The sequence below is a fragment of the Collinsella sp. CM84Y_54 genome, assembly GCF_036317945.1.
Classification (GTDB): Bacteria; Actinomycetota; Coriobacteriia; order Coriobacteriales; family Coriobacteriaceae; genus Collinsella.
The window spans coordinates 259,325-274,764 of sequence record NZ_JAWQCX010000003.1; the positions used below are offsets into that span (position 1 = coordinate 259,325).

Here is a 15,440-nt window from a genome sequence, read left to right on the forward strand (position 1 = left end):
CGCGACACGCATCGACAATACTCGGATTGGATTAGTCACTGAGCGGGAACAGTAATAGAACACTTGTTCTTGTATTTCATACGGTTTCGTACGGTCCGATGGCGACCGATGGGGACGTTTCGGAACCGTCGCACCTGCAAGTCACATGGTTTCACAATCGGGCAAAAACTCAGAAGGCCCCTCGTAAAAAACGAGGAGCCTTCCTGTTTCCTTCGGCGCGGGCGGATCGGGATCCACCGCCGATCTAGAGGCACTCGGTCAGAATCTGGAACACCTCGCTGCGCTCCAGTTTCTTGGCGCAGCCGCCGGTGAGCACGCAGGTGTCCGCAACCTTGTGCAGCGTCTCGTCGGACGCGTCGGAGCCCATCTCGTCGAAGCTCGTGGGAAGCCCCATCTCGCCGATGAACGTCTGTAGGCAGTCGATGCCCTCGAGCGCCACCGTAAGGTCGTCTTTGCCCTTGGCGTCGACGCCCCACACCTCGCGCGCCCAGCGGGCGAACTGCGTGGGCGCCTCGGGGGCCAGGTGGCGGTAGAGCGCAGGGTGGATGACCGCGAGGCCCATTCCGTGGTTGGTGTGGGTGTACGCGCCGTACTGGTGCTGGATCATGTGCGCCTGGAAGTCCGTTGACTTGCCGATCTTGAGCACGCCGTTCTCGGCCATGGCGGAGTCGTATACGAGCTCGCTTCGGGCATCGAGGTTCTGGTCGTCGTCCGCGATGACGCGCATGTTGCGGATGACGTTACGCTGGATGGCGAGGTTGATGTCATCGGTGACATTGCGCCCGCGCGGGCTTCCGAAATAGCTCTCCATGCAGTGCGAGAGCGTGTCGAACGCGCCGCTCATGAACTGCGCGTGCGGTACGGTGAGCGTGAGCGCTGGGTCAAGCGCCGCCCACGAGGGCAGCGCGCCGAAGAAGGCACCCTTCACGTGCGTCTCCTCGTTGGTGATGACGGCGCCGTTGTTCTGCTCGGCGCCCGTGCCGGAGAGCGCCACGATGCAGCCCATGGGGATGAACGAGCTCGGCATCTTGCCGTCGGCGTGCTCGAACGTCTCGATGTCCTCGTCAAGCATCGCCTGCGCGGAGACCACCTTGCAGCAGTCGAAGACCGACCCGCCGCCGACGGCGAGAATGAAGTCGACCTGCTCCTCGCGTGCGAGCGCGGCGCCTTCCTGGCACTTCTCGTAGGTCGGGTTGGGCATGATGCCGCCGAAGTCCACCACGCGCTTGCCCGCGCTCGTGAGCTTATCGACCACGTGGCCGTAGACGCCGGTTCGCTTGACCGAGCCTCCGCCGTAGGCGAGCATCACTGTCTTGCCCATGGCAACCATCTCGGCGTCGAGTGCCTGGTCCATGGCCCCCTCGTCGAAGTAGTTCCTGACCGGGTAGTCGTACGTGAATGAGTTCATGGCAATTCCTCCTAGTAAGTTATCAGTGCGGTCTGACCGCTCGTCTACACGTTGCGTACGAGCCCGGACATCCATTCGATGGTGGCGGGGTCGTGGTGGTCGAAGAACGCGCTGCGCCCGGTGTCGAGCGCGGCGATGGCGACCATCTCGTCGTCGCCCAGCGCGAAGTCGAAGACGTCGAAGTTCTGCTCCATGCGATCGCGGTGCGTGCTCTTAGGGATGCAGACCACACCGCGCTGCAGCAGCCAGCGCAACACGACCTGGGCGACCGTCTTGCCGTGCGCTTCGCCGATGCGAGCGAGGACCTCGTTGCGGAAGAGGTCGTTTCTGCCCTCCGCAAAGGGTGCCCAGCCCTCCATGGCTACCTCCTTGCCGGCCATATACTCCTGTGCGTCGCGCTGCTGGAAGAACACGTTGCACTCGACTTGGTTCACGGCGGGGGCGATGCGGTTGAACGAGATGAGGTTTGCGAGGTGATCGGGGTAGAAGTTAGCTGTGCCTATGGCGCGGATAACGCCCTGCTCGTAGAGCTCCTCCATGGCGCGCCACGCGCCGAAGACGTCGCCGAACGGCTGATGGATGAGGTAGAGGTCGACGTAGTCGAGCCCCAGCCGCTTGAGCGACGCGTCGAAGCCGCGCTTGGCCCCCTCGTAGCTCGCATCCGACATCCACAGCTTGGTCGTCACGAACACCTCGTCGCGCGGCAGGCCGCTCGCACGAATGGCGGTCCCGACCGCCTCCTCGTTGCCGTAGCTCGCGGCCGTGTCGAGCAGCCGGTAGCCGACCGAGAGCGCGTCCTCCACGGCGCGCTGGCATTCCGCGACGTCTGGGATCTGGTACACGCCGAAGCCGAGCTGCGGCATCCTGACGCCGTTGTTCAAGGTGATGTAGTCCATGGTACCTTCCTTCCTCGCAACTTGACGTATCCACCATACGAGGGGCGCCGCGCCGGCGGAAGTTTCCGTTGGTGAGGGTTCTATAACGCTGGGGTGCGCACGGGGTTATAACCCGCGGGTTCTAGGCGTCACGTCAAAGAGATCGGCGCCGAGCTCGTCGGCAATGGTCTGAGCTACGACAGCGGTGTGGCCCTGTGCCGAGTAGTAGGCCACGAGGACGTTGCCGTCTGCAGCGGGCACTGCGGCGGGCTCGTCCTCGACAGTCGACTGGTCCTCGGCGGCGGCTTGGTTGGTCCGTTATCGTCTGAGCGCTACTCCTGCGAGTCGAAATCGGGGCGTATGGCCAGGTAGCCCGCGAGTGCTTCCTCAGTGGCGGTGTAGTAGGTCATGGTCCCGTCGAGCTTGGCAATCTCGGCCATCTCGTCTTCGGTGAGGGAGAAGTCGAAGATGTTCGCGTTGTCGGCGATGTGGGCGGGGTTCTTGGAGCCGGGGATGATGGAGGTGCCCATCTGCACGTGCCAGCGCAGGATCACCTGGGCCGGGGTCTTGCCGTACTTCTCGGCGAGAGCGACGAAGACGGGCTCTTCCAGAAGACCTTTGTCGCCGTGGCCGAGCGGGTACCACGCCTCGATCACCGTGCCGTACGGCGCGAGGTAGGCGCGCAGGTCGCGCTGGGCGTGGTAGGGGTGGCGCTCAACGGTCACGAGCTGCGGCCTGATGTCGGCGACCTCGATGACCTCGGCGATCTTGTCTTGCGGGAAGTTGGAGAGGCCGAGGGCGCGCACCTTGCCCGCGCGGTACGCCTCCTCCATCGTGCGCCACGCGGCCAGGTAGTCGCCTACCGGCTGGTGCAGGATGAGCATGTCGACGTAGTCGAGCCCCAGGCGCTGGAGCGTGGCGTCCACCGCCGGCATGTCCGCGTCGTAGACACTCGGCCAGAGCTTGGTGGAGACGAAGATTTTGTCGCGCGCGATGCCGCTCTTGGCGATGGCACGGCCCACGGCGCGCTCGTTCATGTAGGCGTTGGCGGTGTCGATGTGCTCGTAGCCAGCCGCGAGCGCGGCGGTTGCGGCCGCCTCGGCCTCGGCCGGGGTCATGAGGAAGGTGCCCAAACCTTCGATGGGCATCTCTACGTCGTTGTTGAGCTTCAGATACTCCATGGTCTCCTCCTTAATGGTGACTTTTCGAATACAAGGCTACGGCGTTTACTGACGTGCGAGAAGTTCACGTTGGAATGATGGATATAACCATGGGGTATATACGGCACATAATGCGTGACAGGAGGATCGATGTACAACCCACAGCTTGACACTTTCATCCGCGTGGCGGAGGCGGGCAGTTTCTCCAAGGCGGCGCAAGAGTCCTTCATCACGCCCACGGCCGTCATCAAGCAGATGAACCTGCTGGAGTCGCGGCTAGGCCTTACGCTGTTCCACCGATCGCATCAGGGGCTTTCACTTACGCGAGCAGGCAGGTCGCTGCTCGCCGACGCCCACCATATCGTGCAGTACTCTCAAGAATCAATCGCGCGCGCCCGCGTCGCCGAGCGCGGAGAGAAGCGCATCATCCGCGTGGGAGTGTCGCTCATGACGCCCAGCACGCCGCTCACGAAGCTGTGGCCGAAGGTGAAGGAACGTTGCCCTGGCATGAGCCTTCAGGTGGTCACGTTTGAAAACACACCCTCGGCGGCGCGCGGTTTGGCGAACCTCGGGCAAGACATGGATATCGTGGTGGGGATTTTCGACGATGCCTTTCTTAAAGAGCGCGGGTGCCTGGGCCTCGAGCTTTCGCGCGAGCCGCTCTGGTGCGCCGTTCCCGTCGACAGCGAACTCGCCAAACGCGACATCGTCACATTCGACGACCTCCACAATCACAGTCTTATGCTTATACGCCGGGGCTGGAACGCCGAAATCGACCGCGTGCGCGACGAGATACTCTTGCATCATCCTCAAATCGCGCTCGTAGACTTCCCGCAATATCGGGCGGAGGTGTTCAATCGCGGCGCGAACGAGGACCTCGCGCTTGCGACGTTGCCGTTGTGGGCCAACGTCCACCCCATGCTCAAAACCGTCCCTACCGATTGGAACTGTCTCGTGTCTTACGGACTGCTTCATTCGCTGCAGCCCGCAGACCATGTGCGGGAGTTCCTCGATGCGGTGTCTGCCGTGCTCGAGGCAGAGTATCGATAGGCAATCGCGAACAGATGCGCTTATGCCTATGGGAATAACGGGAACTGGCTTCTGAGCTTGCGTTTTGATACCGTCGAGTACCGCCTGATGCTGTTTCGGCGTCGCCATAGAGCAAGGTCCCTTGAGCATCGGACGGCATTATTGAGCGTGGGCGTTACGTAGGTATCTTTGATCTCTTCCGGCAAATCGTCGGGGATCAGCGCCTTCATTCTATTCTCGTTGCCATCCTGAATCGCCTGGTCGTAGTACCAGCATTTGAACCTCTGGTGCTCATCGCCGGCTACTTAAGTGCTTTCGCCGCCTCGCGGGCGCGCCGCTTGGGGTTCTTCGCGGGCTTGCTTGCCTCAGCCGGCTTGCCACCGAAGAACGAGAGCTTCTCCCATTTGCCGACAACGAATTGCAGAATCTCCTCATCGGACGGCTCCGCGCCGAAGACGATGCGGGCGACGCCGTACCTTCCGCCCCCGACATGCTCCGCCAGCCCGACCCAGAATTGGCCGTCCTGATATACGGTCAGGGTGGACGACACGCTGATCTGCATGGCTGGTTCCTCCTTTATGTAGACGACCATGCAGAGAAGGGACAACCAAGGAGGCAGGTTACTGATGCGGACTCCCGCACGCCCACGACTACCCGATGTAGACTGTGTTTTCATCTCTGGTGCCCGCATTGTAGAACGCGCGGACGCGCCCTTCATCGCTGCCGACATGACGTGGCTGGGGCTTACCCCTCCGACGCGTCTTTGCGCATATTCCCACTCGGTTTCGAAACTTCAAAAAAATTCAAGTTTCGAAACCGAGTGGGAATAATTCCGTTTAAAAGAGCATTAGTTGTTAAAAGTGCCCTGTGGTATCACGGGGCACTTCTCTTTTTTGTATCGTATCGGTTTTCTGCAGCAAGTCGTCTGAGCTCATGGTTGCTGTGAGCTCAGACAACGCTGGATATCGGGGCATCAATTTTTCAGGGGTGTCCCTTTATGAGCAATTATTCGCGTAGCTAGCCTTGATATTAAGTTTAAATTCAGCAAAGATTACATTGACGTTCGGTACCCATTTAATAACCAGTTGAGCTTCTTGGTACCCATAGGGGCATTTGACCTGGTGCTTTCGTTATTCTTACCGAAGCAGTTCCGATGGGTAGTTTTATGGATCACATAATCGGAGGGCTTGCCGGAATCTGCCACATTATCTTAACAATTGGGCTTGCCTTTCTGTTCCATGCCTTCATTGAACCAGCAGAAAACAACTAACGAGGAGGAACTTATGATTGGACAGATCTACCATGTGGGATTGACTGTCAGCGACCTGGGCCGTTCCGTGGCGTTTTATCGGGATGTGCTGGGCCTTCAGTATCAGGGGGAGCTCCTGATGGAGGGCAAAGAGACGGAGGCAATGTTCCGGCGAGAAAACTGCAAGGCTCGGGTTGCTTATCTGAACGGCTCGGATCAGCTGCATATGCCGCCGGTGGAACTAATCCAGTTTGTGGAGGATGAAATTCACCGCAAGCCCGCGGATCTTTTCACAACTTCCATATCAGAACTTTGCTTCTATGCAGAGGATGCCGATGCGGTCTATCAAAAACTGGTGGAGCAGGGTGTGGAGTGTTTCTCCGCTCCCCAGATATTTGATTTTCGGCAGGATGGCTTTGGCCGGAGCAGAGCCTTCTACTTTCGGGATCCAGATGGAATCATATTAGAAATCATGCAGCCGCTGGACAAGTGATCTTTTGCCCCAGCGGATGTAGCGGTCGATCCATTTCGCCAACAGGCCCTTTCTGCCCGGATACCCCAGGGCTCGCTGGATGGCTGTCATGCGCTTCCCATTTCGCTAAACAAGCGTCAAAGAGGATTATCGATCGTTTCGGCATCGCCACTGAACTGCGCTATCAGCAAAGTGGCAGGAATAAAGGCCTCCGAATCTTCTGGTTCGGCGGCCTTCTTTTTTCATTGCTACCCGAAAAAGAACTCCTTGACGAACTCCTTTGAGCATCGGACGGCACTATCGAGCGTGAGCGTTTTCGTAGGCCTCTTTGATTCCTTCTGGCAAGCCGTCGGGAATCAGTGCCTTCAGCTCAGCCTCGCTGTTGCCCTGATTCAGCTGCCCGTAGTACCAGCATTTGAACTTCAACATGTCCAGCGCGCGGTTCATGCTCTCGATCTCCGACTCCATATGGGCCTTACGCTCCTCGAACATGGCCTTGCGCTGGGGGTAAGTGGACGGGCCCTCCGCACACCATTCCATGAACAGACGGATGTCCTTGATCTCCATCTCCGCTTTCTTCAGGCATTCGATGACTCGAAGCGCCTCGAGTTCCGTGTCGCCGAATCGACGAATGCCGGACGTCCGCTCCAGCCCCGGGAACAATCCCTGCTTGTCGTAATACCGCAGCGTTGAGGCGGGCAAGCCGAACATTTCCGCCACCTGTCCGATTGTGTACATGGCCCCTCCGAATAAATCTCGAATTCACTCCTTGACCTAAAGTCAGGTTTAGGTATTACCTTCATTCTCGTCAATATAAATCGGTAGCGCAAGGGGTGATCCGTAATGGGCAAAACGGTTTTCGCCGGCGGCGTGAGCGGTGTGGGCGATATCGCCGGGCATCCCGCTCTGGAACGGGCGCGACGAATGGGCATGGAAATCTTGGCGGGCTACTTAGCCGCGCGGAGACGGATTCGTGTCCAGAACCATCGATAGGAGGAAATCGATCATGGCAATTAAACAGACGGCGGGCAGAGACGCCCTGGGGGATTTTGCCCCCAAATTTGCACAGCTCAATGACGATGTGCTGTTCGGCGAGGTATGGAGCCGAGAAGACAGGCTTTCCCTTCGAGACCGCAGCGTGGTGACGGTGGTTGCCTTGATGGCACAGGGGCTGACGGACTCCTCGTTCCAATATCATCTGATGTCCGCAAAGAACAACGGGGTGACTAGGGCTGAGATAGCGGAAATCCTTACGCATGCGGCGTTTTATGCGGGATGGTCCAAGGCGTGGGCGGCCTTTCGCATGGCGAAGGAGGTCTGGGCAGATGATGATGCCGCTGATGCAAGAGCTGAGCATCAAAACGAGATGGCCTTTCCTATCGGTGTCCCCAACGACGCGTTTGCGAAGTACTTTATCGGGCAAAGCTACCTCGCGCCCCTTTCCACCGAGCAAGTCGGCGTTTACAATGTGACGTTTGAGCCCGGCTGCCGCAACAACTGGCATGTCCATCACGCCAAAAGCGGTGGCGGACAGATCCTCGTCTGCGTGGCCGGTCGAGGGCTTTACCAGGAATGGGGTAAACCGGCACAGGAACTGCGCCCTGGCGACGTGGTCAACATCGCCCCGGGTGTGAAACATTGGCACGGTGCGGCGCCCGACAGCTGGTTCTCCCATCTCGCGGTGGAGGTTCCGGGCGAGGAGGCCTCCAACGAGTGGTTGGAGCCCGTGGACGACGAGCAATACCTTAAAGCGATTGACGGGAAGGCTTAGGCATGGAGCAGTTGAAACTGACGCAGGAATGGGACAAGGTATTCCCCAAAAGCGACAAGGTTGAGCACAGCAAGGCGACCTTCCACAACCGATACGGCATCACGCTGGCTGCCGACGTGTACGTGCCTAAGAACGCGGAAGGCAAGCTGCCCGCCATCGCCGTCAGCGGCCCGTTTGGCGCGGTGAAAGAGCAGTCCTGCGGTCTGTACGCGCAGAAGATGGCGGAGCTGGGATTTTTCGCAATTGCCTTTGACCCGTCCTATACCGGCGAGAGCGGCGGCACGCCCCGCTATGTAGCATCGCCGGACATCAACACCGAGGACTTTTGCGCAGCGGTGGATTTCCTCTCTGTGCAGGAAAGCGTTGACCCGGAGCGTATCGGCATCATCGGTATCTGCGGTTGGGGCGGCATGGCAGTCAATGCGGCAGCCATCGACACCCGTATCAAAGCTACCGCGGCTATGACCATGTACGATATGACCCGCGTGACCGCAAACGGCTATTTTGACGCCGAGGATTCCAAGCAGGCGCGCTTTGAAAAGCGGAAAGCGCTGAACGCGCAGCGCACCGAGGACTATAAAAACGGCAGCTATGCGCTGGCGGGCGGCGTGGTCGATCCGCTACCGGAGGATGCGCCGCAGTTTGTAGCGGACTATTATGCCTACTACAAAACTCCGCGAGGCTATCATCCCCGCAGCCTGAACTCCAACGGTGGCTGGAATGCGACGTCTTCGCTGTCATTTTTGAATATGCCGATTTTGCAATACAGCAGCGAAATCCGCTCTGCTGTGTTGCTGGTGCATGGCGAGAAGGCGCACTCCCGCTATTTCAGCGAAACCGCGTACGGCAAGCTGACGGGGGACAACAAGGAATTGCTCATTATCCCTGGTGCCAGCCACACCGACCTTTACGATCAGATGGACATCATTCCGTTTGGAAAGCTGAAGGCATTCTTTGAGGAATATCTGAAATAAGGCGTGCCTCGATTCAATGCCAAGTCTCCAGCAACGATTCTTCTAAAGAGTGGGAGTAGCTGAAACGAGGTGCTTGAATAGCTCCATTCGTTTTGGTTACAAGAAAACATGCTGCGCGCCTGCAGCATGAAGGAGAGGGAATCCTATGAATATCGTTGTATTGAGTGGTAGCCCGCGTAAGGGCGCCAATACCGACACCATGGTCGAGGCGTTTGCCGAGACCGCGCGCGAGGTCGGCCATACGGTCGAGGTCATCCGCGTTGCCGGCAAAAAGATCGCTGGTTGTCTGGGATGCCAGTACTGCTTTACCCATGAGGGCACCTGCGTGCAGAAGGATGACATGGCCGACGTGATCGAGTCGTTGAAAGGCGCCGATATGGTTGTCTTCGCTTCGCCTATCTACTGGTTCGATATCACTGCGCAGGAGAAGGCCGCCATCGACCGCCTGTACGCCTTTGGTGCTACGGGCTTCCCGTTCACCAAGACGGCCCTTTTGCTCGATAGCCACAGCGAGGGCGTCTATGATGCGGCGATCGCTATGTACAAGTCAACCTGCGCGTACTGCAAGTGGGAGGACCGGGGCATTGTCACCATCAGCGGTATGACCGAGCGCGACAGCATGGCATCGTCGCCTAAGTTGGAGGAGGTGCGAGAGCTCGCTCGCAAGCTCGCCTAAGGACAAGAGGAACGCATGGCGATCGGTGTTGGTGGAAAATGCTTGCTATTCTTACCAAGAGGAATGCTGATTGCCATGCGTTGATGCTTCCGCGGACAATTCCGGTGTGCTAAAACGCCTTCTCGTTCAAGAATTCCCTGAACGCGGGGATGTCAAAGCCAACGAGACCACGCCCGCGCTCTCCAATGACGCCGTCCTCCAGGAGGCGGCGTTTGTATTGGCTTGCGTAGTTGCTGGCGACGCCCATGCGTTTGGCTATCTCCGAGACCCTGCTGGGGCCAGAATCGGGCAGCATCGCGAGCAAAAACTCAATGTCTTTATCGGAAAGCTCCCGATAGGTAGTTTCGAGAATTCGATCGCGCAGCTCCATGTGGGCAAGCAGAGAACCCTGCTGTACATCAGGTGCACTGATTTTGGGCGAGTTCTCCGAAACATCCCATGTGCGATATCCGACGAGCTGCATCATATAGGGAAATCCGTCGACGGCCTTCACCGCATCCTCGAGCGCTTCTGGCGTGATTGAGCGGCCTCCGGCCTCAACGGTTTTGCGGAATGCGTTTGCAATTTCAACGTCAGTGATTCGTCCCAACTGATGATATTGGGAACGCCTGAGGAACGAGACGGAATCGTTGCGCAGCAACGCCGATACTTTGTAGGGCAGTCCTGCCATGAGTAGTGCAACTTTTTTACCTTCGCGTACATAGTGCTGGTAAACAGAGGCAAATTGAAGCATTTCTTCGAGATCGACGGTGACTTCATCGATGGTGATGAGAAGTCCGATGTCATGTTTTTCGAGTTGCTTAAAGATGCCATTCATACGTGTGCGCCAGTTGCCCTGGGCCTCTTGAGCATATGTCCAATCGATGCCCACTGGACCAATTTGAACGCCGTTTATGCGCGCATGAGGCTGTGAGAGGTAACTATCTGCGGCTTCTTTGGTTCGCTCGATAATATCTTCGAGCATGCCTGGCATGGCGGAGACATTTGCTGCAATCCATGGTGGCCCCTTTGCAGGTTTTGCTAACTTTTGCAACTTTTGCTAAATTTTGCAAGTTTTGCTAACGGCTTAACATGTCTTGTGCCGTGGGATTGCAGGAGTGAAAAACGGGGAGTTCTATTATTCCGACTACGTTGCAACGAGCGGGGCCCGGAGCGCGATGTTGCTGCGCTCCGGGCCCCGCTGCTTTGTAAACCCATGACGGTTTGGCCACTGTTGTTTTAGTCAAACAAGCTCGGCATGTCGTTTTCCTTCATGAGGGCACCGGCAGAGGGAAGGCTTTGTGCAGTGAACTTCTCGGCCGAGACGCCGGCGCCAAGAATCTCCTCGGTCGTGCCGACGGTGGTGACCGAGCGGCCCTTCTTGGCCGTGAAAGCCTGGACGCCCTGCGTGTTGGTGGTCGTCTTGGTCTTGAGTAGCGACGTGTTGAAGTTCATCAAACGATAGTCGCTCGAGACCAGCGCGATGTCGCGATCTTCCTTGAGCACCTGGGCATACAGTAGCTTGCTGCCACCGTAGATGGCGTTCTTGAGGCGCTTGCGGTTGGTCTTGGTGACGTATCCAGAAAGCGCGACGCGCACCACGCGGCCGTTCTCAAAGACGAACAGCACGTCGGCCTTGTAGTCCTCGGGGTCGATGACCCAGATGACACTCTCGTCGGGTTCCATCTCAAGATCGGTCGGCAGGTACGAGCCCAGCTGTGCCGACTTGGTATCCTCAAACGCCGCAACCTTGCACTTGTACACCTGGCTCTTGTTGGTAAAGACCAGCAATTCGTGGGTGTTGGAGGACGGAAACTCGATAAAGGGTTTGTCACCGTCCTTGTACTTGAGCGTGGTCGCCTTCTTGAGCACGCGGTCTGTCATCTTCTTAAGGTAGCCATCGCGCGAGAGCATGATGGTGACCGGGTACTCCTCGACCTCGGGCTCCAAGCTTACTTCGATAACCTCATGGGGCTCAATCCTGCCCGTGCGGCGCGGCATCACGTACTTCTTGTTGACTGCGGCCAGCTCGTCGCTGATGACCTTCTTGATGTTCTCCTCGCTGGAGAGGATCTCCTCAAGCTCGGCAATCTCACCCTCTAGCTTGGCGATGTCCTTGGTGCGGTTGAGGATGTACTCCTCGTTGATGTTGCGGAGTTTAAGCTCGGCAACAAACTCGGCTTGGGTCTCGTCGATGTCGAAGCCGCGCATAAGGTTGGGCACGACCTCGGCTTCGAGCTTGGTGCCGCGGATGATAGCGATGGCCTTGTCGATGTCGAGCAAAATCGCCTCGAGGCCGTGCAGCAGGTGCAGGCGCTCGGACTTTTTGCCCAGGTCAAAGTTGATACGGCGACGCGTGGACTCAATACGCCACTTGACCCACTCGTGCAGGATCTGACGCACACCCATAACGCGAGGGTAACCATCGACCAGCACGTTGAAGTTGCACGAGAACGAATCCTGCAGTGTGGTCGAGCGATAGAGCTTGGCCATGAGCTTGTCGGGGTCGACACCGCGCTTAAGGTCGATGGCGATGCGCAGGCCCGAGAGGTCGGTCTCGTCGCGGATGTCAGCGATCTCCTTGACCTTGCCCTCTTTGGAGAGCTTGACGATTCGCTCGATGATGACATCGGTCTTGGTGGTGTAGGGGATCTCGTAGACCTCGATAATGCGCTCTTCGGGAATCCAGCGCCAGCGGGAGCGGATCTGGAAGCTGCCAAGGCCGGTCTCGACGATCTTTTCCATCTCCTCGCGGCGGTAGATAATCTCGCCGCCGGTCGAGAAGTCGGGCATGGGCATGTACTCGAGCAGGTCACAGTCAGGGTCCTGCAGGTAGTGCATGGTGGCGGTGCAGACCTCGTTGAGGTTGAAACCGCAGATGTCGGACGCCATGGCGACGCCGATGCCCTTATTGGCCGAGACAAGGATGTTGGGGAACGTGGTGGGCAGTAGGCGCGGCTCCTTCATGGCGCCGTCGTAGCTGTCGACGAAGTCGACCGGGTCCTTGTCGATGTCCTTGAAGATCTCTGCGCTGATGGGGGAGAGCTTGGCTTCGGTATAACGCGAGGCGGCGTAGCTCAGGTCGCCCGAATAGTACTTGCCAAAGTTGCCCTTTGACTCCACGAAGGGGGCAAGAAGCGCCTCGTTGCCGGTTGCCAGACGCACCATCGTCTCGTAGATCGCGGCATCGCCATGCGGGTTGAGCTTCATGGTCTGGCCCACGATGTTGGCGCTCTTCTGGCGCTCGCCCTTGAGCAGACCCATCTTGTACATGGTGTAGAGCAGCTTGCGGTGCGAGGGCTTAAAGCCGTCGATCTCGGGGAACGCACGCGAGACGTTGACGCTCATGGCGTAGGGCATGTAGTTGACCTCGAGCGTCTGCGTGATCGGCTGATCGGTGACCTCGGAGTGCAGGCCGATGACGTTCTCGGCGTTGACCTGCTTTTTCTTCGGCTGGTTCTTCGTCTTCTTCTTTGCCACGATATCCTCTTGAACTTCTTAAGGGCCGTCGTTATCGATTTGCTGCTATTGCAGGTCCAGCTGGTCGAGGTATTCCTTGCCGTGCTCGGAGATATGGCGCTTGCGGCCTGCCTCGTCATTGCCCAACAACAGGTTGAACATGGTCTCCATCTTAGTGACGTCCTCGGGCTCCACCTTGATCAGACGACGCGTCTCGGGGTTCATGGTGGTGAGCCACATCATGTCCGGATCGTTCTCACCAAGACCCTTGGAGCGGTTGATGGAACACTTCTGGTCGCCTATTTCCTTGAGGATGCCGTTCTTCTCGAGCTCGGTGTAGGCAAAGTAGGTCTTTTCTTTGCAGTTGATTTCGTAGAGCGGCGACTCGGCGATATACACGTAACCCTCGTCGATAAGTGTTGGCACCAGACGGTAGAGCATGGTGAGCACGAGCGTGCGAATGTGGTAACCGTCGACGTCGGCGTCCGTACAGATGATGACCTTGTTCCAGTTGAGGTTGTCCAGATCGAAGGCGCCAAGGTTCTTGATGCGCTTGTCTTTGATCTCCACGCCGCAGCCCAGCACGCGCATGAGGTCCATGATGATGTCGGACTTAAAGATGCGCGGGTAGTCCTCTTTCAGGCAGTTGAGGATCTTGCCGCGGACGGGCATAACGCCCTGGAACTCGGCATCGCGCGAGGTGCGAATGGCGCCTGCTGCCGAGTCGCCCTCTACGATATAGATCTCGCGACGGCTCTTGTCCTTGGAGCGGCAATCGATGAACTTCTGCACGCGGTTGGCCATGTCGGTCTTCTGCTGCAGGTTGGTCTTGATGCTCTGGCGCGTCTTCTCGGCATTCTCGCGCGAGCGCTTGTTGATGAGCACCTGCTCCATGATCTTATTGGCGGCGTCCTTGTTCTCGATCAAGTAGGTCGAGAGGCGCTCCTTAAAGAAGGCCGTCATAGCCTGCTGGATAAAGCGGTTGTTGATGGCCTTCTTAGTCTGGTTTTCATAGGACGTCTGGGTGGAGAAGCAGTTGGTCACCAGCACCAGGCAGTCCTGGACGTCCTGCCATTTAATGCTGCTCTCGTTTTTGTTGTACTTGCCCTGTTGCTTGATGTAGGCATCGATGGCGCTGGTCAGAGCACTACGGGCGGCCTTCTCGGGCGAGCCGCCGTTCTCGAGCCACGATGAGTTGTGGTAGTACTCCTGCATCATGAAGGTGCGCGAGAAGCACATGCACGCGGTGATCTTGACGTTGTAGTCGGGCAGGTCCTCGCGGTCGCGACCGCGGCGGTCGGCCTCGATAAAGAAGGGCTCGGTAAGGTAGTCGGCGCCGACCTTCTCGAGCACGTAGTCCTCGATGCCCTTGGGATAGCAAAAATCCTCTTCGGAAAACTCGCCGTCGTCGCCCTCGATGCGCAGGCGGAAGGTCACGCTGGCGTTGACCACGGCCTGACGGCGCATGGTCTCGCGATACCAATCGTGGGGGATACTGATGGAGGTAAAGACCTCAAGATCGGGGCGCCACTTGATGGTGGTGCCGGTGCGGTCCTCGTCGCTGGGCTCAATCTCGAGTGCCTTCTTCTTGGCGCCGACGACCTTGCCCTTCTTAAAGTGTAAGGAGTACTTGTTGCCGTCACGCCAGACGGTGACGTCCATGTACTCGGAAGCGTACTGAGTCGCGCAGGAGCCCAGGCCGTTGGTGCCGAGCGAGAAGTCGTAGTCGCCGCCCTGGTTGTTGTTATACTTGCCGCCAGCGTAGAGTTCGCAAAAGACGAGCTCCCAGTTAAAGCGCTTCTCGGAAGGGTTCCAGTCGAGCGGGCAGCCACGGCCATTGTCCTCTACCTGAATGGAGCCATCGCGAAAGGCGGTAAGGGTGATGAGCTTGCCGTAGCCCTGGCGCGCCTCGTCAACGGCGTTGGACAGGATCTCGAAGGCGGCATGTGCGCAGCCGTCGAGCCCGTCCGAGCCAAAGATGACGGCGGGGCGCAGGCGTACGCGCTCCTCGTCCTTGAGCTGGCGGATACTGTCGTTACCATAGTTTGCGGTGTTTTTTGCCATACTCGCTCTCTCGGTGCTCCTTTGCTGCGTTTAAGTCATATAGATAGTCAAGGTAGCATAGCCCAGCCCTTGGGCGATTCCACCCAACACGAAATCCATCGAACAAGCGTTCGGAATTTGGTGGAACAGCGTTTACTCGGACAAATCCGAGTCGGTTCTGTCCGAGTAAGTTTGAAAGCGGTCGAATGCGTCCTGCTGCGTTTGCGGTTGGACGCGTTTGTCAAAAACGCGCCATGCGGATTGTTGGATTGAATCGAACATTGGGACATGCGTCTCGTTTTGTGGGCCGAGGGTATGCGAACTGGGGCCCTTTTGGTCTGAAAG

At 58.1% G+C, this 15,440-nt stretch carries 14 protein-coding genes; 5 read left to right on the forward strand and 9 right to left on the reverse strand.

The genetic code is table 11. The features are described 5' to 3' along the window. Nucleotides 1-244 precede the first annotated feature (244 nt). The 4 genes from V2391_RS06325 to V2391_RS06340 all read right to left on the reverse strand — a co-directional run bounded on the left by V2391_RS06325 (nt 245) and on the right by V2391_RS06340 (nt 3,464). Complete coding sequence (locus V2391_RS06325; RefSeq protein WP_329738638.1) at nt 245-1,408, reverse strand: iron-containing alcohol dehydrogenase; 1,164 nt, start codon at nt 1,406-1,408, stop codon at nt 245-247. A 44-nt stretch (nt 1,409-1,452) separates the two neighbouring features. Then, complete coding sequence (locus V2391_RS06330; RefSeq protein WP_329738639.1) at nt 1,453-2,304, reverse strand: aldo/keto reductase; 852 nt, start codon at nt 2,302-2,304, stop codon at nt 1,453-1,455. Nucleotides 2,305-2,409: 105 nt separating this feature from the next. Continuing rightward, nucleotides 2,410-2,544 (reverse strand): flavodoxin, encoded by a 135-nt coding sequence (locus tag V2391_RS06335; protein WP_329738640.1) that lies wholly within the window; start codon nt 2,542-2,544, stop codon nt 2,410-2,412. A 71-nt stretch (nt 2,545-2,615) separates the two neighbouring features. Next, entirely contained in the window at nt 2,616-3,464 is an 849-nt protein-coding gene (locus V2391_RS06340; protein ID WP_329738641.1) for an aldo/keto reductase, read from the reverse strand. Nucleotides 3,465-3,593: 129 nt separating this feature from the next. Here V2391_RS06340 and V2391_RS06345 point away from each other — a divergent pair, with 129 nt between their 5' ends. Continuing rightward, entirely contained in the window at nt 3,594-4,493 is a 900-nt protein-coding gene (locus tag V2391_RS06345) for a LysR family transcriptional regulator (RefSeq protein WP_329738642.1), read from the forward strand. 280 nt (nt 4,494-4,773) lie between these two features. On the opposite strand, the gene V2391_RS06350 is transcribed toward V2391_RS06345, so the two are convergent. Next, nucleotides 4,774-5,034, reverse strand: coding sequence for a YjdF family protein (locus tag V2391_RS06350; RefSeq protein WP_329738643.1), 261 nt, complete (start codon nt 5,032-5,034; stop codon nt 4,774-4,776). Between the two features lie 721 nt (nt 5,035-5,755). Here V2391_RS06350 and V2391_RS06355 point away from each other — a divergent pair. Further along, nucleotides 5,756-6,214 carry a VOC family protein gene (locus V2391_RS06355; RefSeq protein WP_329738644.1) on the forward strand — a complete coding sequence of 153 codons (459 nt, stop codon included), beginning with the start codon at nt 5,756-5,758 and terminating at the stop codon, nt 6,212-6,214. 276 nt (nt 6,215-6,490) lie between these two features. Here V2391_RS06355 and V2391_RS06360 read toward each other — a convergent pair whose 3' ends face one another. Then, nucleotides 6,491-6,931 carry a MerR family transcriptional regulator gene (locus V2391_RS06360; RefSeq protein WP_329738645.1) on the reverse strand — a complete coding sequence of 147 codons (441 nt, stop codon included), beginning with the start codon at nt 6,929-6,931 and terminating at the stop codon, nt 6,491-6,493. Between the two features lie 268 nt (nt 6,932-7,199). Between V2391_RS06360 and V2391_RS06365 the strand changes: the two genes are divergently transcribed. From V2391_RS06365 to V2391_RS06375, 3 genes are all read left to right on the forward strand, one after another. Then, a complete protein-coding gene (locus V2391_RS06365) occupies nt 7,200-7,964 on the forward strand; it encodes a carboxymuconolactone decarboxylase family protein (protein ID WP_329738646.1) in 765 nt (254 codons plus the stop codon). Nucleotides 7,965-7,966: 2 nt separating this feature from the next. Continuing rightward, nucleotides 7,967-8,938, forward strand: coding sequence for an alpha/beta hydrolase (locus V2391_RS06370; protein ID WP_329738647.1), 972 nt, complete (start codon nt 7,967-7,969; stop codon nt 8,936-8,938). A gap of 145 nt (nt 8,939-9,083) precedes the next feature. Continuing rightward, on the forward strand, nt 9,084-9,614 hold the full coding sequence (locus tag V2391_RS06375; RefSeq protein WP_329738648.1) for a flavodoxin family protein: 531 nt from the start codon (nt 9,084-9,086) through the stop codon (nt 9,612-9,614). A gap of 109 nt (nt 9,615-9,723) precedes the next feature. Here V2391_RS06375 and V2391_RS06380 read toward each other — a convergent pair whose 3' ends face one another. From V2391_RS06380 to V2391_RS06390, 3 genes are all read right to left on the reverse strand, one after another. After that, nucleotides 9,724-10,587, reverse strand: a complete 864-nt coding sequence (locus V2391_RS06380) for an ATP-binding protein (protein ID WP_329738649.1) — start codon at nt 10,585-10,587, stop codon at nt 9,724-9,726. 245 nt (nt 10,588-10,832) lie between these two features. Continuing rightward, nucleotides 10,833-13,073 (reverse strand): DNA gyrase subunit A, encoded by a 2,241-nt coding sequence (locus V2391_RS06385; RefSeq protein WP_329738650.1) that lies wholly within the window; start codon nt 13,071-13,073, stop codon nt 10,833-10,835. Nucleotides 13,074-13,118: 45 nt separating this feature from the next. Beyond that, complete coding sequence (locus V2391_RS06390) at nt 13,119-15,116, reverse strand: DNA gyrase/topoisomerase IV subunit B (RefSeq protein ID WP_329738651.1); 1,998 nt, start codon at nt 15,114-15,116, stop codon at nt 13,119-13,121. Nucleotides 15,117-15,440: the final 324 nt, after the last annotated feature.